At 69.4% G+C, this 16,368-nt stretch carries 18 protein-coding genes; 5 read left to right on the top strand and 13 right to left on the bottom strand.

Annotated features, from left to right (window positions below):
* Positions 1 to 89: 89 nt before the first annotated feature.
* From E7742_RS20970 to E7742_RS20955, 4 genes are read right to left on the bottom strand one after another with little or no spacing between them, the layout of a single operon-like run.
* Positions 90 to 374, bottom strand: a complete 285-nt coding sequence (locus E7742_RS20970; protein ID WP_254699096.1) for a hypothetical protein — start codon at positions 372 to 374, stop codon at positions 90 to 92.
* Positions 375 to 413: 39 nt separating this feature from the next.
* Positions 414 to 1,247 (bottom strand): alpha/beta fold hydrolase, encoded by an 834-nt coding sequence (locus tag E7742_RS20965; RefSeq protein ID WP_137800706.1) that lies wholly within the window; start codon positions 1,245 to 1,247, stop codon positions 414 to 416.
* Positions 1,244 to 1,465: a hypothetical protein gene (locus E7742_RS20960; protein WP_137800705.1), complete on the bottom strand. Its 222-nt coding sequence runs from the start codon at positions 1,463 to 1,465 to the stop codon at positions 1,244 to 1,246. Before E7742_RS20960 ends, E7742_RS20965 begins: the two co-directional genes overlap by 4 nt.
* The gene (locus tag E7742_RS20955) at positions 1,453 to 3,207 is read right to left on the bottom strand and encodes a cholesterol oxidase substrate-binding domain-containing protein (RefSeq protein ID WP_137801333.1); all 1,755 of its coding nucleotides are present in this window, start codon (positions 3,205 to 3,207) and stop codon (positions 1,453 to 1,455) included. Before E7742_RS20955 ends, E7742_RS20960 begins: the two co-directional genes overlap by 13 nt.
* Before the next feature lie 241 nt (positions 3,208 to 3,448).
* Here E7742_RS20955 and E7742_RS20950 point away from each other — a divergent pair, with 241 nt between their 5' ends.
* The 3 genes from E7742_RS20950 (at position 3,449) to E7742_RS20940 (ending at position 4,571) form a co-directional block, all read left to right on the top strand.
* On the top strand, positions 3,449 to 3,646 hold the full coding sequence (locus tag E7742_RS20950) for a hypothetical protein (protein ID WP_137800704.1): 198 nt from the start codon (positions 3,449 to 3,451) through the stop codon (positions 3,644 to 3,646).
* A gap of 85 nt (positions 3,647 to 3,731) precedes the next feature.
* Positions 3,732 to 4,064: a MerR family transcriptional regulator gene (locus E7742_RS20945; RefSeq protein WP_137800703.1), complete on the top strand. Its 333-nt coding sequence runs from the start codon at positions 3,732 to 3,734 to the stop codon at positions 4,062 to 4,064.
* 132 nt (positions 4,065 to 4,196) lie between these two features.
* A complete protein-coding gene (locus E7742_RS20940; RefSeq protein WP_137800702.1) occupies positions 4,197 to 4,571 on the top strand; it encodes a hypothetical protein in 375 nt (124 codons plus the stop codon).
* A 181-nt stretch (positions 4,572 to 4,752) separates the two neighbouring features.
* On the opposite strand, the gene E7742_RS20935 is transcribed toward E7742_RS20940, so the two are convergent.
* The gene (locus E7742_RS20935; protein WP_137800701.1) at positions 4,753 to 5,568 is read right to left on the bottom strand and encodes a metal-dependent hydrolase; all 816 of its coding nucleotides are present in this window, start codon (positions 5,566 to 5,568) and stop codon (positions 4,753 to 4,755) included.
* Between the two features lie 246 nt (positions 5,569 to 5,814).
* Here E7742_RS20935 and E7742_RS20930 point away from each other — a divergent pair, with 246 nt between their 5' ends.
* Entirely contained in the window at positions 5,815 to 6,459 is a 645-nt protein-coding gene (locus E7742_RS20930; protein ID WP_137800700.1) for a dihydrofolate reductase family protein, read from the top strand.
* Positions 6,460 to 6,664: 205 nt separating this feature from the next.
* On the opposite strand, the gene E7742_RS20925 is transcribed toward E7742_RS20930, so the two are convergent.
* From E7742_RS20925 to E7742_RS20910, 4 genes are all read right to left on the bottom strand, one after another.
* Positions 6,665 to 8,131: a catalase gene (locus E7742_RS20925; RefSeq protein WP_137800699.1), complete on the bottom strand. Its 1,467-nt coding sequence runs from the start codon at positions 8,129 to 8,131 to the stop codon at positions 6,665 to 6,667.
* The gene (locus E7742_RS20920) at positions 8,128 to 8,682 is read right to left on the bottom strand and encodes a Fur family transcriptional regulator (RefSeq protein ID WP_137800698.1); all 555 of its coding nucleotides are present in this window, start codon (positions 8,680 to 8,682) and stop codon (positions 8,128 to 8,130) included. The genes E7742_RS20925 and E7742_RS20920 overlap by 4 nt, the downstream gene beginning before the upstream one ends.
* A gap of 146 nt (positions 8,683 to 8,828) precedes the next feature.
* Complete coding sequence (locus E7742_RS20915) at positions 8,829 to 9,260, bottom strand: SRPBCC family protein (protein WP_137800697.1); 432 nt, start codon at positions 9,258 to 9,260, stop codon at positions 8,829 to 8,831.
* A 45-nt stretch (positions 9,261 to 9,305) separates the two neighbouring features.
* Positions 9,306 to 9,962 (bottom strand): TetR/AcrR family transcriptional regulator, encoded by a 657-nt coding sequence (locus tag E7742_RS20910; RefSeq protein WP_137800696.1) that lies wholly within the window; start codon positions 9,960 to 9,962, stop codon positions 9,306 to 9,308.
* 92 nt (positions 9,963 to 10,054) lie between these two features.
* Here E7742_RS20910 and E7742_RS20905 point away from each other — a divergent pair, with 92 nt between their 5' ends.
* A complete protein-coding gene (locus tag E7742_RS20905) occupies positions 10,055 to 10,831 on the top strand; it encodes an SDR family oxidoreductase (RefSeq protein WP_137800695.1) in 777 nt (258 codons plus the stop codon).
* Positions 10,832 to 10,840: 9 nt separating this feature from the next.
* On the opposite strand, the gene E7742_RS20900 is transcribed toward E7742_RS20905, so the two are convergent.
* The 4 genes from E7742_RS20900 to E7742_RS20885 are packed head-to-tail and all read right to left on the bottom strand — an operon-like array spanning position 10,841 to position 16,355.
* Complete coding sequence (locus E7742_RS20900) at positions 10,841 to 11,464, bottom strand: class I SAM-dependent methyltransferase (RefSeq protein WP_137800694.1); 624 nt, start codon at positions 11,462 to 11,464, stop codon at positions 10,841 to 10,843.
* Between the two features lie 46 nt (positions 11,465 to 11,510).
* Positions 11,511 to 12,638 carry a M20 family metallopeptidase gene (locus E7742_RS20895; RefSeq protein ID WP_137800693.1) on the bottom strand — a complete coding sequence of 376 codons (1,128 nt, stop codon included), beginning with the start codon at positions 12,636 to 12,638 and terminating at the stop codon, positions 11,511 to 11,513.
* A gap of 17 nt (positions 12,639 to 12,655) precedes the next feature.
* Entirely contained in the window at positions 12,656 to 14,521 is a 1,866-nt protein-coding gene (locus tag E7742_RS20890) for an alpha/beta hydrolase family protein (protein WP_137800692.1), read from the bottom strand.
* 49 nt (positions 14,522 to 14,570) lie between these two features.
* The gene (locus E7742_RS20885; RefSeq protein ID WP_137800691.1) at positions 14,571 to 16,355 is read right to left on the bottom strand and encodes an N-acetylglutaminylglutamine amidotransferase; all 1,785 of its coding nucleotides are present in this window, start codon (positions 16,353 to 16,355) and stop codon (positions 14,571 to 14,573) included.
* Between the last annotated feature and the right edge of the window lie 13 nt (positions 16,356 to 16,368).

Here is a 16,368-nt window from a genome sequence, read left to right as displayed (position 1 = left end):
CGACGAGGCCCGGCACCGACTTCGGTGCCGGGCCTCGTCCTTTGTCGAGCGCCCGCAGGCACCGGGCCGACACGGCGGGGAGCCCGCGGTCAGGGCGCGACGAGACAGAGCGGACCGAGCGGCGTCGCCGCGTCGACCGTCACCGTTTCCTCGGGGCCGCCCGCCGACGTCTGGTACGCCATGATCGAGTGCTCACCGGGAGCCGTCGGCGTCCACAGCGTGACGGCGTGCCCGAACATCACCGGGGTTCTGGGCACCACCACATACGTGCACCCGGCGCCGTAGACACCGGCCGGACCGGTGCTCAGCCCCGGCAGCACCGACACGTCGACGACATGACGATCCGGGAAAGTTTCATACCTTCTGGTAGGCATCTTCTTTCGTGCTGTTACACCCGCAGCGGTCGTGGTCGCTCAGCACTGCTCCCCGAGAAAGGCCAGGAGCGTGGCCGTGAGTTCGGCAGGGGCGTCCTCCTGGACGAGGTGGCCCGCGCCCGGGATCACCTCGAATCGGGCACCGGGAATCCGTTCCGCGAGTTCTCGTCCCTTGGCCTCGGGAATCCAGCTGTCGTCCTCGCCCCAGCACACCAGCGTCGGGATTCCGATGTCGCCGTAGCGGTTCTGCACCTCGTCGGTGTAGGCCTGGTCCGCCTGGGCGATCTGCCGGTAGAAGGCCGCCTGGCCACAGTCGTCGAGCCACGGCTGCACCAGCCGGTCCAGGACCGCGGGGTGCAACCCTGGGCTGCTGGCCGAACTCACGTACTCGCGGACCAGGGCGCCGTGCAGTGCGGGCGGCAGGCGTTCGAAGACGTCGGAGTGCTCGCCGACGAGCCGGAAGAACGGACTTCCCCACGGCGCCAGCGCAACCACGTCGACCAGCGCGAGCGCACGATAACGGGCACCGTGCAGCAGGTGCGCCCGCAACGCGACGGCGCCGCCGAAGTCGTGGCTGATCACCAGCGGCTCCTCGAGGCCCCAGTGCGCGAGAAGCTCGGTGAAGACCCGGCCCTGTGCGGCCAGCGAGACGTCCTGGCCGACATGTTTCTCCGACTCGCCGTAACCCGGCATGTCCCAGACGAACACGTGGTGACGGCGCGCGAGCGAGCGAGCCACGGCGCGCCAGACGTACGACGAGAACGGTGTGCCGTGCAGCAGGACGACCGGCACCTCCCCCGGTTGCCCGAGGTTGCCCCAGCGGACGTCCCCGTGGGTACTGCGGAAGGTCTCGGTCAGCGGCCAGTCGCTCACGTGGTGGTCCTCTCGGTCGGTCGGTGCGAGCCGGCTGCTCCCGCCCCTCGCCATCCGTCGCCGTCGGCGGCGCTGCGCTCGGTGTCGAGGTGGACACCGTAACGGTCGAACGTCTCGTGCGCGGCGCCGACGCGGTCCGCGGCGTCGGCCAGCCGGTTCAGCACGACCGCCAGCTCCCGCAGGATTCTGCCGCCTACCGCGGCCGCTACGGCATCCACCGCTCGTGGAAGGAGTTGGCGAACACGCGGTGCGGGTCGTGGGCGTCGAAGGAGGCCCAGGCCGCGGACCAGTTCCCGTTCGCCGGGACGCCGGCCGTGTAGGCCGCCGGCAGCACCTCGTCCAGCCATTCGGTGTCGCGGTAGCCGCCCTGGTCGGTGAAGGCCCAGCCCTTGGCCCACTCGGACCGGAAGGTGGCGTATTCCCCCGAGAAGTTCCCGGCCATGAAGCGCTCCAACTCGCGCAGGTACTCGGTGGCTCCGGCGGTGCCCGGCAGTGTGGTGACGTTCATCCAGATGCAGGTGTCCCACTCCGGATGGTCCGGACGCGGCCGCACGGCCGAGAGGTTGGGCGGGCCGGCCGATTCCACCAGCACCTCGGCCTGGTCGTCGACCCCGCACATGCGGACTTCGAACGCACAGTTGATCGGGTACTCACCCCGCGCCGCGAGCTCGGTCATGCGGTTGTGGTGCCACGTGGTGACCTCGTTGACGGCACGCTGAATGTTGGCCCGCTTGGTGAGGACCACGCCGCCACCGGCGATCACCCGAAGCGTCGTGTGCCGCAGGTAGAACAGCACGTCCTTCGACCAACCCCACAAATCGCCGGTGTTCGTGAGCGTGATGCCGGCCTGGACGGCCGCCAGCTGCACGACACCGAACGCGGGCGTGGCGCCCTGGATTCCTGCCGCGACCTGGCCGAGCAGGTCGGTGACCGGCTCGGGGAGGTTGTCGGAGAAGAAATAGTTGTAGGGCCCGAACACTTCCCGTGATTCCCGCGGCTTGACCGGCGTCGGCGTCCAGATCTTGAGCCACGGCTTGTCGGTGAACGGGAACCAGATGGCCTCGACGCGCCCGGACCGGGCGACGTAGCTTTCGTAGGTGCGTCCCGGGGAGCCCGCAGGTGCGAACATCTCCTGCCACGGGATGTCGAGGAATGTCTGGCACCGGACGCGGGCGTTCGCGCCCGCCTGCAGCGTCACCGACGTCACGAAGGTGCGTCCCAGATGTGTCAGCAGCGCGGTGATCTCGGGCTCGGCCCGGGTGATCTCCCGCAGGACGTACCGCTCGGCGGCCGCATCCCATGTCACCACGGTCATGGCGAGGATGAGATTGGACAGCGACCCGAAGGACTGCCCGGGGGTCACCGTCTCTCCCGATGCCGGGTAGGTCGCGCCGTGGGCACCGATCGCGAGGGCACCGGCGATCGACAGCTCTCCGATCGCGGGCGCGTTGGCCCAGCCGAGGCCCTCGTGTTCGAGTGCGGTGAGCACCGCCTCGATCGAGGCGCCCGCACCGGCCGTCACACGGGCGGGGGCAGCGTTCGCGTCGACCGACACCGTGTTCAGGTGTGTCATCGTGTCGACCAGCAGCGTCCGCTCGACGTTCTCGCCGGGAACGACCGTGAACGGGCTCCACCCGTGCATCGTGCCCTTGGCGCGCACCCGGAACCCGTTGTCCTTGGCCCAGTTCGCGATCCGCACCACATCGTCGGGGGTGCGCGCGGTCGCGGTCCAGACGGCGTCGAAGCGGATGTCCTTGGCCCAGTTGACGTACCCCTGCTGCGCCAGCGGGATGTCCTGCGGGAAGTCAGGAGGTAGTGGGAGGTTCGAGACCGGTCCGCCGCCGGACCCTGTCGATCCCGGCGCCGGGAGCGCGAACGCCGGCGCCCATCCCATGCCGGTCAGCGCCGCGGCGCCCGCCGCAGCGGCCGCGGCCTTCCCGAGAAAGCCTCTGCGCGACACTCCGTTACGCGTCTCGCTGCCGGTGCGCTCGTCCGCATCCACCTGATCGACTCCGATCGCCTCGTCGGGAAGCGGCACGTGGAGCGCTGCCGCGCATGACTGTCGAGTCAAACTAGAACAAGTTCGCTTCCGATGCCAGTGGTTCCGTATTTCTGATTCGGCCGGGTCGAAACGACACCGGGCGCCGACGCGGTGACCGCAGTTCCCAGCCGTGGAGCCGTCCGCCTCCTAAGGTGGCGGTATGGGCATCGTGCGACTGAGTTTGGACCTCCCCTCGGACCTGTCCGACACGGCCGCGGTCGAAGCCGCTGCCGCCCACCTGGCCGAGCAGAGGGTCCGCGACTGGACGGACCTCAGCCTGCAGACGCGGCTGACGCACGACGACCCGCATGCGCGCACGTACACCTTCACGTACTGGCGCGAGTCGGACCCGTCGTAGCCGTGGGAGCGGGCGGCCGCAGCACCTGACGTGGATTCCGGGGTTCTGACCCGATCGTTCAAGTTTGTACTGGTATTTTCGCTTCATGGAGTCAGTCGTGCAGTGGCGAGCGCAGTCGTCGGATCGCTCGCGCGGCGTGTTCGGAATCTCGGTCACCTCGGAGTTGACCGGGCTCGGCCCGCAAACTCTGCGGCTGTACGAGCAGCGTGGGCTGATCACCCCGGCGCGGACCTCCGGCGGGACCCGCCGCTACAGCCACGCCGACCTCGAGGTCCTCGCTCGGATCACCGAACTGGTGGAGGCGGGCGTGAACCTCACCGGCATCAAACAGATCCTGTTCCTCGAGCACGCCAATCGCGAGCTGCGCGCGGAGAATGCCGCGCTCGCCGACCGTCTCCAGCTCGGCCGTACCGGGTGAGCGCGACAGACCCCTCGGGACCGATTCGAGTTGTGATATCGCCTGTGCGCTGTAGCGTGGGGGGACAGCCGAACACCGTGCTGCTGATACGGCGCGGCGTCGGGTCAGTGGCACATACTTGAGACGAGCGCCATGCCCCGCAAACGAGAGCACAGCGAGCGGTACGCGGATGCGTTGGCCACTCTGGCCGCCGCGACCCATCGCCCCACCAACGTTGTGAACTACGGCGACGACTACGCCATCCGCGTCGAGTTCGCCTTCGGCCGATACCTGCTGGCCACCAACACCGAGGCCGGTCTCAGCGACGACCCCGATGCCATTGCATGGTGGATGGTCCGCTTCTTCGACCTGCCCGACGAGATCACCCCCGTCCACGAATCCCGCGCCCAGTGGCTCGTGGACGCGTTCGACGACGCCGTCGACGCGCTCCGCAGTGCCGGGAACTGGTCCGAACCCGACAGCGCCCTGGGGTTGCGCACCGAGGGGAAGCTCGCCAGCCCGATCTAGGGCGATACCGGGAGCGGGAGCACGTCCGCACGCGGCGGCGGTTGCGCGCGGCGCCCGAGCCTGACCCCGACGAGGCCCGGGCACCGCTGCGACCGGTCTTCCCACCCCCGACGCGTGGGAACACCTCGCAGGGAGGTTCGCACGCGCACCGTTGCATGAGGGTTGCATCGCCGGTGCGGTTCTACCCGCCGCTGGTCGGCACCGAATTCCGCAGGGCGTCGGCGATCGCCTCGGGTGCTCCGTTCACCGTCCACAGGGCCAGTCCGACGGCGGCGAGCGTCAGCAGCGGGCCCAGGATGGCGCGTTCGAAGCCTCCGCCCGCACGGATCGCGAGGAAGGCCGGCAACCGCAGCTCCCACCAGCGTCGACCCCCGAACGGCACGAACGGCGCGAGGAAGGGAACGCCTTCCTTGGTGATCATGTCGCCCAGACAGTGCACCGCGCAGCCCAGGGCGACCGCGACCCCGAGCCCGGTGGACCCCACCTGGTCCGGGAACCACTGCCACGTGAGGATCGACAGGAACGCCGATGCGGCGGTGACGACCAGCCACCCCTTGTCCCGCGCCCAGTTCCCGAACAGCCCCCGCAACGCGAGGCCGAGGGTGAAGAAGAGCGTGACGATGATGGCCGGGCGCCCGAACTGCCCCACCAGCGCGGAGATCCCGGCGCCCAGTCCGACGGCGAACAGGGCGGTGTGCGTGAAGGTGCGGTGGCCGCCGCGCCGATTGGTGTCCTTGCGGCCCTTCGTCATCCGGTACACCGCGAGCGACAGCGTGTCGATCCCGGCTGCCAGGGTCTTCGAGATCGGCCCGAACGACCGCGCCACCGTGGACTGGGTGGTGTCCAGATCCGGTAACAGCGCGGCCCCGGCGCAGACCCCCGCGAACGCGAAGGTCTCGGCGGTGGAGGTGGGCCCACCCCAGTCGGTCGGGAGGAGGTCTGCGACGGCGAGGCCGACGACAGCACCGGACATTGCGTGGGTAGCACCCATCACCATGTGGGACAGCACCTTTCGAGCACCAACAACGGAACAGCGACAACGGAGGGGTCCGACGCTCCGGCCTCGGACCCCTCGGCACTGACGCTAGCAACGACCCCCGACACGCCGTTCGGACAGGCGGTTCGGCCGCGGCACCGACCTGGACAGCCGCCCGGCCGCCCGCGCACGATGTCGCGATGAATCTGCCGGCGCCGACGGGTCTGTCTCACCGACGGACACGATCACGATCGCCGGGAGGACGGGATGGGCCTCATCCACATCGAACTGTTCGCGACCCTCGACCTCGTCGGGCAGGCGCCCGGGGGTCCCGACGAGGACCCGGTCGGGTTCCCGTTCGGCGGCTGGCAGGCGCCGCTGCTCGACGACGTCACGGCGGCGCAGGTGGGCGCCGCGTACGACGGCACGGACGCGCTGCTGCTCGGACGACGGACCTACGACATCTTCGCCGCCTACTGGCCGCACCAGCAGGGCGGGGAGGACGATGGGATCGCGACGCTGTTCAACCGCGTCCCCAAGTACGTGGCATCGCGCGGCCGGCCCGACCTCGCGTGGTCCGGATCCACGCTGCTCGGTCCGGATCTCCCCGGTGCCGTCCGTGCGCTGCGGGAGCGCCACCGCAACGTCAAGGTCGTCGGAAGCCTGAACCTGGTACAGACCCTGCTCCGGGAGAAGCTCTTCGACCGCCTCGAGCTGTGGGTTCACCCGATCGTGCTCGGGGTGGGAAAGAAGGTGTTCGACGGCGGCGCCGTGCCCACCGACCTCGTCCTCCTGGAACCGCCGGTCGCCGGCCCGACGGGCGTCGTGCACCTGCAGTACGGGCGCGGCGACGGCACGCCCCGGACCGGGGACATGAGCGCCCCGGACCGCGGCGTCGGGCACGACGTGTGACCCACCCCGTGCATTGTCCGCACCCGACGCGCGGGAGCATGATGGAGGCAGCGCTCGAGTACTCGGGAGGCGGTTATGGACACTCTGCTTCTGTGGCTGGCGGCGACACTCATCTATTGGTGGGGTCTGCTCCCCTGACGGACGAGTGAACGAGGAAGGACCCGCCCCGGAACGCTCCGGCGGCGGGTCCTTCCTCGTCGATCGGTCACTTCAGACCGGCGCGCACACCTTCCTCGATCTTCTTGCCGAGTTCGGCGTCCACGCTCTTCCAGTAGTCGAAGACCCGGGAGAGCACGGGCTCCTTCACACCGCCGAGCACGTGTCCGACGACGTTGCCGACGAGCCGCTCGCGGGCGGCGTCGTCGAGCACCTCGCGGACCAGCGTCCCGGCCTGGGTGAAGTCGCCGTCCTCCGGGTGGTCGATGTACCCGGCGCGCACGGCCTCACCGTCGAATCCCCACATGCCCTCGTCGCCGGCCACCGTCGGATCGGCGTGCGGACCGCCGAACGAGTTGGGCGCGTACACCGGGGTGTTCGGCGCGTTGAACGAGTACCGCATGGAGCCGTCCTGCGAGTACGAGTTCACCTCGTTCTTGGGGCGGTTGACCGGCAGTTCGGCGTAGTTGGCGCCGATCCGGTAGCGGTGCGCGTCCGCGTACGAGAAGACGCGGCCCAGCAGCATCTTGTCGGGGCTGAACCCGATGCCGGGCACCACGTTCGACGGTTCGAACGAGGCCTGCTCGATCTGCGCGAAGAAGTTCTCCGGATTGCGGTTGAGCGTCCACTTGCCGACCTCGATGAGCGGGTAGTCCTTCTGGGACCACACCTTCGTCAGGTCGAACGGATTGAAGCGGTAGCCCTCGGCCTCCGCGACCGGCATGATCTGCACCTTCAGCGTCCAGCTCGGGAACTCGCCGCGCTCGATCGCGTCGTACAGGTCGGCGCGGTGGAAGTCCGGGTCCGAGCCGGCCAGCTGGTCGGCCTCGGCCTGGGTGAGGAACTCGATGCCCTGGTCGGTCTTGAAGTGGTACTTGACCCAGAAGCGCTCGCCGGCCTCGTTCACCCACTGGTAGGTGTGCGACCCGAACCCGTCCATGTGGCGCCACGTCTTCGGGATACCGCGATCGCCCATGAGCCAGGTCACCTGGTGCGCGGACTCCGGACGCAGCGTCCAGAAGTCCCACTGCATGTTGTGGTCGCGCAGCCCGGAACCGGGCAGCCGCTTCTGGGAGTGGATGAAGTCCGGGAACTTGATCGGGTCCTTGATGAAGAAGACCGGCGTGTTGTTGCCGACGAGGTCGTAGTTGCCGTCCTCGGTGTAGAACTTCATCGCGAAACCGCGCGGGTCGCGCCACGTGTCGGGGCTGCCCTGCTCACCGGCGACGGTGGAGAACCGCACCAGCGACTCGGTCTTCTTGCCCGGCTGCAGGAACTTCGCCTTGGTGTACTTGCTGACATCTCCGGTGATGACCAGCTCACCGAAGGCGCCGCCGCCCTTGGCGTGCACCACACGCTCGGGCACCCGCTCCCGGTTGAAGTGGGCGAGCTTCTCGATCAGGTAGTGGTCGTGCAGGAGGATGGGCCCCTGCGTACCGGCGGTGAGGGACTCGTTGTCGCTGTTGACCGGGATCCCGAAGTCGTTCGTCGTCGGACGTGGCTGAATGGACGTCATTGTGCGAAGCCTCCTTGGCGCTGATGGGCTGTGGCTGTCTTCGAGGTGATCGACCCACCCGATCCGGGCACATCGTCTTGATTCTGTGAGCTGCCGGCATGCTGCGCCTCGGTTTTCGCCGAATCCCTTCGGCAATCGGCGCACACGCCCCAGAACACCACCTCGGCCTCGTCGATCTCGAATCCGTGATGATCCGAGGGCTCCAGGCAGGGAGCGTGGCCGACGACGCAGTCGACGTCGACGACCGTGCCGCACGAGCGGCACACCAGGTGGTGATGGTTGTCCGCGGTACGGGCCTCGTACCGCGCCGGCGAGCCCGCGGGCTCGATGCGGCGCAGCAACCCCACCCGGACGCAAGCCCCGAGCACGTCGTAGACCGCCTGGGTCGAGACCGACCCGAGCTGGCGTCGCACCTCGGTGGCGATCTGCTCCGCATCCGAATGCGGATTGGCGGCAACGGTGTTCAGGACCGCAACGCGTGGAGCCGTGACCCGCAGACCCGCATCCCGCAGCCGGGTGCGGGGGTCGATGTCGTGCTCTCCTTGTTGCATGACACCAGTATGCCGCTTTTCTGGAATAAGTCAAGAGAACGAGTGAGTCCAGATAAACGCGCGTGCGGCTCCCCGGAAAAGCTGAAGGGTCCCTTCGTCCGCCGTCAGCGCACGAAAGGACCCTTCAGCTCTTTGTCGAAAACCGATCAGGCGTTCGCGAAGTGCTTCCGCACCGCCTCCAGGCCCGCGGCGTAGACGCCGTCACCGAAGACCTGCTCGACGGTGGCCACGGCGTCGTCCTCGGACTCGTACTCGGCACTCCACCGCAGTTCGGAGCCGTCGCCTTGCGGGATCACCGTGAGTGTGGCGACGTAATTCTCGATCGGCAGCATCGGGTCGAGCACCTGATAGCTGTAGGTGCGCGCGCCGGGATCGCGCGCGACCAACTCTTCGCGGGCGACGACGCGGCCGTCGACCGAGAACGTGCGGATCGCGCCGACCCGGTTCGGGTCGCCCTCGAGTTCGGCCGGCGGGACACCGGGATGCCACGAGCCGAGACCGGCGAAGTCGCCGACGTGGGACCAGACGCTGTCCGCATCGGCCGGGACGGCGATGCTGCGTACGAGTGAGCGAGCCATGCGTTTCTCCGTTTCTGTGGTGGGTCTTCTGCGAAGTGACGGGGGTCAGGCCTTCCCGGGGGATCGATCGAACTCGAGGCGCAGGACCGAGAGCGCCGACGCGGCGAGTTCACCGACGTCGGCCGGTGCTGCGGAGTCGGCCGGGTCGCACGTCACCCAGTACTCGAGCGCGACCGTCAGCGCCCCGATCACCATGTGCGACAACAGCATCGACTCGATGCCGGCCGGGTCGAGTCCGGCCCGTTCGGCGAGGTGGGGGCGCATGTCGTCGGCGAGGTCGTGGGCCGCGACCATCCACCGGGCACGGATCCCGCTCACGGACGCCAGTATGACGAAGAGTTCTCGGGTGGAGACCAGGTCGGAGTACCGGTCCTGACGCAGACATTCGACGAAGGCCTCGTGGACCGCGGTCGCCGCCGATTCCGCCGCGGGGCGGGCTGCGAGGTTCGCGGCGAAGTCGCGGATACCGGCGGTCAGGACCGGGGTGAGCGTGTCCTCCTTGGCCTCACAGTGCCGGTAGAAGGTGCGCACGGAGATGCCGGCGGCGGCCGCGATGTCCTCGACGGACGTCGCCTCGAAACCGGCGGCGGCGAACAACTTCGCCGCGGCCGCCGCGATCTCCATACGCGTCGCGTCACGTCGGCGCTCGGCCAATCCCCGCTGCTCGCCCTGCACGAACCACCTCCGAATGTGTCTTGACACACACTAACAGCGTGACACAAACTGGCAACATGGCACAGATTGGCACATCGGCCGATCATCCCGAGCCTCCTCTCGAGACGAAAGGGCAGGACATGCCCCGCACATTCCTCGTCACCGGCAGCGCCTCCGGAATCGGCGCCGCGACCGCCGCCTACCTGCGCGAGCGGGACGTCCGCGTGATCGGCGCGGATCTGCGCGACGCCGACATCACCGCGGACCTCGCCTCCGAGTCGGGGCGCTCCGCCCTGGTCGAGCAGGCCCGCGAGCTCACCGACGGCCGGCTCGACGGCGTCGTCGCGTGCGCCGGTGTCGCTCTGTTCGACCCACTGACGATCAAGGTCAACTACTTCGGCGCCGTCGCGACACTGGAAGGGCTGCGGCCGCTGCTGGCGGCGGGCACCGATCCCCGCGCCGTGGTGATCTCCTCGGTCGCCTCGCTGCACCCGTCCGACCCGGCGATCGTCGACGCCGCGCTGGCCGGTGACGAGCCGGCCGCCGTCGATGCCGCGGCCGCCGCCGTGGCCCAGGGTGACGGCGCCCAGGTCTACGCGTCGTCGAAGGCGGCGATCGCGCGCTGGGTCCGACGGACCGCGATCACCCCCGAGTGGGCCGGTGCCGGGATTCCGCTCAACGCCATCGCGCCGGGCACGATCGTGACGCCGATGATCCAGGCGATGCTCGATACCGACATGGGACGCAAGGCGATCGACGACAGCGTCCCGATGCCGCTGCACGGCCACGCCCGTCCGGAGCAGGTCGCTCCCCTGCTGGCCTTTCTCACCTCGCCCGAGAACACCCACGTCACCGGTCAGGTGGTCTTCGTCGACGGCGGCGCCGACGCCGTGCTGCGCGGCGACCGCAGCTGGTAGCCGGACGGTTCAGCGACCGGCGGGCTCGGCGACCCCGAGTGAGAGCGCGCCCATGATCTTCGGTGCGCCCTTCTCGTAGAAGGTGTCGAGCTCGCCGATCTCGAACCCGCCCGCCCGCACCAGGGCGGGGATGTCGCGGGTGAGATGACATCCGCCCGCGACCGCCTTCTGGATCGGCTCGAATCGTCGCTGCCAGCGACGGACGTTCGCGTGCGGCGCCAACCCGTGTTCGACGAAGTGCAGCGTTCCGTCGGGTGTGAGAACGCGCCGCAGCTCACGCAGCGCGGCCCCGGCATCGGGAATGGTGCACATCGTCCACGTGGACAGCGCGGTGTCGAACGTGTCGTCGGGAAAGGGCAGCGCCTGACCGTCCAAACCGGACCGCTCCACCGGAATATCGCTGTGCGCGACGCGTTTCTGCGCCAGCCTCCACGCCACGTCCGCCGGTTCCACCGCGCTGACGGACATGACCGCGTCCGGGTAGAACGGGACGTTGAGGCCCGAGCCGAAGCCGATCTCGACCACGCGGCCGTGCAGTCCCGCGCACACCCGTCGCCGTGACGCCTCGGTGAGCGACATCCCGCACGAGGCGTCCACCAGGTGCGGGACGATCCGATCGGTGTAGAACCCCATGCCGGCCTCCCAGTTCCTGTTCCACCCCCAGCATGGCACCGATGGCTCAGCCGTACGCCAGGGCGAGGAAAGTGCGCACGCCGTGCACGAGGGCACGCTCGTCCAGGTCGAAGGCGGGGGTGTGCAGATCGCGCCGCGGGCCGGTGCCGTCCCAGACCCCCAGCCGCGCCATGGCGCCCGGAACGTGCTCCAGGTACCACGCGAAATCCTCGCCGCCGCTGGACTGTCCGGCCTCGGCCAGGTTTTCGAGGCCCACCACGGACTCGATCGCCGACAGCATCTCACCGGTCGCCTCGGGATCGTTGACCACCGGCGGCACGCCCTGCACGTAGTCCAGCTGATGGTCGACGCCGTAGGGGGCGAGCAGCTCCGAGACGCTGCGGCGTACCAGCGGCTCCACCGTCGCCCACGTCCGGTGCGACGCGCTGCGCAGCGTGCCCACCAGCTCCCCCGACTCCGGGATCGCGTTCCCGACCCGGCCGGCCTGGATCCGGCCCCATGTCAACACGGTGGCGGTGCGCGCGTCGAGCCGACGATCGAGCACCGACGCCAGCCCCGTCACCAGCACCGACGCGGCGTGGATCAGATCCCCGGTCAGATGTGGGCGCGCCGAGTGGCCGCCCGGGGACGACAGCCGGACGGTGAGCATGGCGCCGGAGGAGGTGATCGGCCCGGCACGCGTGGCGAGTTTGCCGACCTCGAGCGCGGGCGCGCAGTGCAGCGCGAAGATGCGCGAGACACCCTCGAGCGCGCCGGCCGCGACGACCTCGAGTGAGCCGCCCGGGGTCGTCTCCTCACCGGGTTGGAAGATCAACCGGACGCGCTGCGGCGGTGGATCGGCCGCGAGCACCGTCGCGGCCCCGAGCAACATCGCGGTGTGCGCGTCGTGCCCGCACGCGTGGCACACCCCCTCGACCGTGGAGGCGTACGGCGCCCCGGTGGTCTCCGTCAGCGGGAGCGCGTCCAGGTCGGCGCGCAACGCCACGCAGGTGGGGGTCGGGGGCCCGACGTCGCACCACAGCCCGGTCCCGCCCGGCAGGATCACCGGGTCGAGGCCCAGGGACCGCAGGTGGTCGTGCACCAGCTCCGTGGTCCGGTACTCCGCGAAGGACAGCTCGGGGTGGGCGTGCAGATCTCGCCGCCACGCGACGAGCCGGTCGTGATCGATGGACATTGCTGCGGGCACCCCCCTCAGATCGCCGACAGCGGGGCATCCGACGGGGCCAGCCGGTGCGTCAGCCAATCCACCATGGTCTTCGCGAGGGTGTCCCGGTTCTCCCGCTTGACGATGTCGTGGCCCTCGTCGTCGAAGAGCATGAGTTCGGCGACACCGCCCCGGGCGCGCACGGAGGCGACCATCTGCTCGGACTCGCTGACCGGCACGTTGGTGTCGTTGGCGCCGTGCACCACCAGGACGGGCGCCCGTAGGTCGTCGACGCGGTGGATCGGGGACAGCTCGCACAGCAGTTCCCGGTCGTGTTCGGGATGGCCGTACTTGGGGTAGGCGGCCGCCGCGATCCACGGCTCCGTGTTGGCATAGAAGGTCTCGAGACTGCTCATCCCGCAGATCGCGATACCTGTCGCGAACAGGTCGGGATGGAACGTGAGCGCCGCCAGCGTCAGATAGCCGCCGTACGAGTGCCCGGCGCACGCGACCCGGGCGGGGTCGGCGACGCCGTTGTCGACGAGGTAGCGCACGCAGTCGGCGACGTCGTCGATGCCGGCGAAGCGGCCGTACCGCTCGTCGGCGTGGACGAACGTGCGGCCGAATCCGCCGGAGCCGCGCACGTTGGGCGCGAACACGGATATGCCGGCCTCGACGAGCGCCGGGAAGTAGTCGCTGTACCCGGGCCGCTCCTGATCCTCCGGTCCCCCGTGGAACCACAGCATCACCGGACCCGGTTCGTCACCGGGCGCGCGGTACAACCATCCCGTCAGGTCCATCCCGTCGCGGGCGGGGAATTCGAGGAGCATCGGGGCATCGTCCCGGGCGATGCGGGTGCGGGCCGGTTCCACCGGACCCCACTCGCCGGTCCGCGGGTCGACGATCTCCACCGACGGCGGCATCCCGGGGCCCTGCACGGTGACCGCCAGCAGCGACCCGTCGGCACTGATACTCAGCTCCGAGGCCACCAGTCCCGGGAGCTGGATGGGCGAATCGACCGTGCCGTCCGCGAGATGCAGGATCTGCAACTCGCTGAGCCCCTTGTAGTTCCACAGCATGGCCACGGTGCTGTGGTCGTCGCTGACGACGAACTCGTCGAGTTCGCAGTTGTCCCGTTCCGCCAGCACCCGGTAGGAGACGCCGCGTCCGGAGACGGCCACCCCCAGCAGCCGTGCGAACTCCGCGCCGTTGTCGCTGCGCACCAGCGCTCGGATGTACCTGTCCGGTTCCCCCTCGCTCGACGCCCACGGCGATCGATGCTGCCCCAGGACCCCGAGGATGCGATGGTCGTCGAGGAGGACGCCGGCGTCGGTGGTGGAACCGAAGTCCGCCTGCAGCAACGGGGTCCGGCTGCCGTCGTCGCGCTGCAGCAGCAGTTCGCGGTGCCCGCGGGGACCGACCCGCAGCAACGCCGATCCGGCCCACGAGTCGACGAGGTAGCAGCCGACCCGGCGGTCGAGCACGACGGTGTCCTGGGTGTGCGGGTCGACCAACCGGGCCTCCGCCACCCCGTCCTCGTCGGTCGCGGTGAGCGCCACGCGGTTCCCGTCCCACCCGATCAGCTCGGTCGAACACGCGTGTTGCGAGCCGACCAGCCGCGCCGAGCGGTCCAGCGGATCGGTCTTCACGACCCACACCTGGGTGCGGTTGCCACCGTGCGGAGCCACCTGGCACGCGAGCCACCCGCTGTCCGCGGAGTGCACGATCCGCGTGACCGGTCCGGGCACCGGCAGCTCCACCCGCCGATCGGTACTGCCGTGCCGTCCCGACAGGAATCGCTGGACGGCCCAGGGGTATCCCCCGTCGTCGACGATGTGCGCGAACCCGGTCGCGTCGGGTGACACCGACGCGCCGGATGTGAATCGGATGTGCTGTCGGCCTTCCCGTTCCATCGGCTCCTCTCCTACTTCGTGGTTCCTCCGGGCTGTCCGGGTGCGGCGGTCACAGCCGTTCCATGGCCTGCAGCCACATCTCGAGCAGTCCGACCTGCCACAGGGTGTTCACGCCGCGTGCGGTCCGGATGTCGTTCGGCGTGGCGAACAACGCGTCCAGCAGCTCCGGCCGGTACAACGCCCGGTCGCGGGCGCTGCGGCTGCGCAGTGAGTCCTGCACCAGCTCCAGCACGTCGCCCTCGAGGTGGCGGATCCCGGGCACCGGGAAGTACCCCTTCGTCCGGTCGATCACCTCGTGCGGCAACAGCGCCCGGCTGGCCTCCTTCAGCACGCCCTTGCCGTCGCCGGCCAGCTTGAGGTCCGGGGGGCAGCCGGCGGCCAGTTCGACGAACTCGTGATCGAGGAACGGCACGCGCGCCTCGAGCCCCCACGCCATCGTCATCGTGTCGACACGCTTGACCGGATCCTCGACGAGCATCACGGTGGTGTCCAACCGCAGCGCGGCGTCGACGGAGGTGTCGGCGCCGGGGGCGCTGTGGTGCCGGACGACGAACTCCGAGCTGACGTCGTGATCGAGGCAGTACTCGGGGTTGAGCATCGCCGCGATGTCGTCGTGGGTGCGGTCGAAGTACACCTTGCCGTACGCCTCGGCGGACTGCTCCCGCGCCACCCCGACCAGCGGCGGATACCAGTGGTAGCCGCCGAGGATCTCGTCGGCGCCCTGACCGGACTGCACCACCTTGACGGACTTGCTCACCTCCTCCGACAGCAGGTAGAACGCCACACAGTCGTGGCTGATCATCGGCTCGCTCATCGCCTCGACCGTCTTGGGGACGGCCGCCGGCAGTCGTGACGGATCGATGTGAATCTGCTGATGGTCGGTACCGAAGGTGCGCGCCACCAGATCGGAGTAGTAGTACTCGTTTCCGGATTCGCCTCCCGCCGAGTCGAAACCGATGCTGAACGTGGCGAGGTCCTGCTGCCCCTGTTCGGCCAGCAGCGCCACGAGCAGGCTCGAGTCGATACCGCCCGAGAGCAGTACTCCCACCGGCACATCGGCGACCATCCGCCGGGACACCGCGGTGCGCAGCGAGTCCATCAGCGCCGTCTGCCAGTCCTCCGGTGACCACGACGCACGGTCCGGCACGGGTTCGAAACGCGGCTCCCAGTAGCACCTCTCGGTGGAGCTGCCGTCGGGTTGCACCACCCGGATGGTCGCCGGCGGCAGCTTGCGCACGCCCGCGAACATCGTGTGCGGCGCCGGTACGGCCGCGGCGAAACTCAGATAGTGGTGCAGTGCAACACGATCGACCGTGGTGTCGACGCCGCCGCCGCGCAGCAGCGCCTGCATCGTCGAGGCGAACCGCAGCCGCCCCGGCTGCTCGGTGAAGTACAGCGGCTTGATGCCCAACCGGTCCCGCGCGAAAGTGACCACACCCGAGTCGATCTCGTGTACCGCGAAGGCGAACATGCCCTTGAAGTGGTGGACGCAGTCCGCACCCCAGTGGTGGAAGCTCTTGAGCACCACCTCGCTGTCCGCCGTCGAGAAGAAGCGGTACCCGGCCCGGTGGAGCTCCTCGCGCAGCTCCTTGTAGTTGTAGATGCAGCCGTTGAACACCAGCGACAAGCGCAGTTCGCTGTCGACCATCGGCTGCCCGCCGCGGGCGGACAGGTCGATGATGCACAACCGACGGTGGCCGAACGCCACCGATTGCTGGGCGTACGCGCCGGCCGCGTCCGGGCCGCGCGTCACCATCGCGTCGGTCATCCGGGACACGGCGCTCACGTCGGGCGCCGTGCCGTCGAAACGAACCTCACCGCATATGCCACACATTCGGTAACTCCTT

The sequence above is a fragment of the Rhodococcus sp. SGAir0479 genome (assembly GCF_005484805.1).
Lineage (GTDB): Bacteria > Actinomycetota > Actinomycetes > Mycobacteriales > Mycobacteriaceae > Prescottella.
The sequence above is the reverse complement of the archived record's forward strand: the minus strand, read 5'-3'. Positions and strand labels throughout refer to the sequence as shown.

Excerpts from the sequence above, each read along its gene's own strand:
- E7742_RS20970 (WP_254699096.1), bottom strand. The coding sequence starts at position 374 with ATGCCTACCAGAAGGTATGAAACTTTCCCGGATCGTCATGTCGTCGAC.
- E7742_RS20950 (WP_137800704.1), top strand. The coding sequence starts at position 3,449 with ATGGGCATCGTGCGACTGAGTTTGGACCTCCCCTCGGACCTGTCCGAC.
- E7742_RS20945 (WP_137800703.1), top strand. The coding sequence starts at position 3,732 with ATGGAGTCAGTCGTGCAGTGGCGAGCGCAGTCGTCGGATCGCTCGCGC.
- E7742_RS20940 (WP_137800702.1), top strand. The coding sequence starts at position 4,197 with ATGCCCCGCAAACGAGAGCACAGCGAGCGGTACGCGGATGCGTTGGCC.
- E7742_RS20935 (WP_137800701.1), bottom strand. The coding sequence starts at position 5,568 with ATGGTGATGGGTGCTACCCACGCAATGTCCGGTGCTGTCGTCGGCCTC.
- E7742_RS20930 (WP_137800700.1), top strand. The coding sequence starts at position 5,815 with ATGGGCCTCATCCACATCGAACTGTTCGCGACCCTCGACCTCGTCGGG.
- E7742_RS20925 (WP_137800699.1), bottom strand. The coding sequence starts at position 8,131 with ATGACGTCCATTCAGCCACGTCCGACGACGAACGACTTCGGGATCCCG.
- E7742_RS20920 (WP_137800698.1), bottom strand. The coding sequence starts at position 8,682 with ATGCAACAAGGAGAGCACGACATCGACCCCCGCACCCGGCTGCGGGAT.
- E7742_RS20915 (WP_137800697.1), bottom strand. The coding sequence starts at position 9,260 with ATGGCTCGCTCACTCGTACGCAGCATCGCCGTCCCGGCCGATGCGGAC.
- E7742_RS20905 (WP_137800695.1), top strand. The coding sequence starts at position 10,055 with ATGCCCCGCACATTCCTCGTCACCGGCAGCGCCTCCGGAATCGGCGCC.
- E7742_RS20900 (WP_137800694.1), bottom strand. The coding sequence starts at position 11,464 with ATGGGGTTCTACACCGATCGGATCGTCCCGCACCTGGTGGACGCCTCG.
- E7742_RS20895 (WP_137800693.1), bottom strand. The coding sequence starts at position 12,638 with ATGTCCATCGATCACGACCGGCTCGTCGCGTGGCGGCGAGATCTGCAC.
- E7742_RS20890 (WP_137800692.1), bottom strand. The coding sequence starts at position 14,521 with ATGGAACGGGAAGGCCGACAGCACATCCGATTCACATCCGGCGCGTCG.
- E7742_RS20885 (WP_137800691.1), bottom strand. The coding sequence starts at position 16,355 with ATGTGTGGCATATGCGGTGAGGTTCGTTTCGACGGCACGGCGCCCGAC.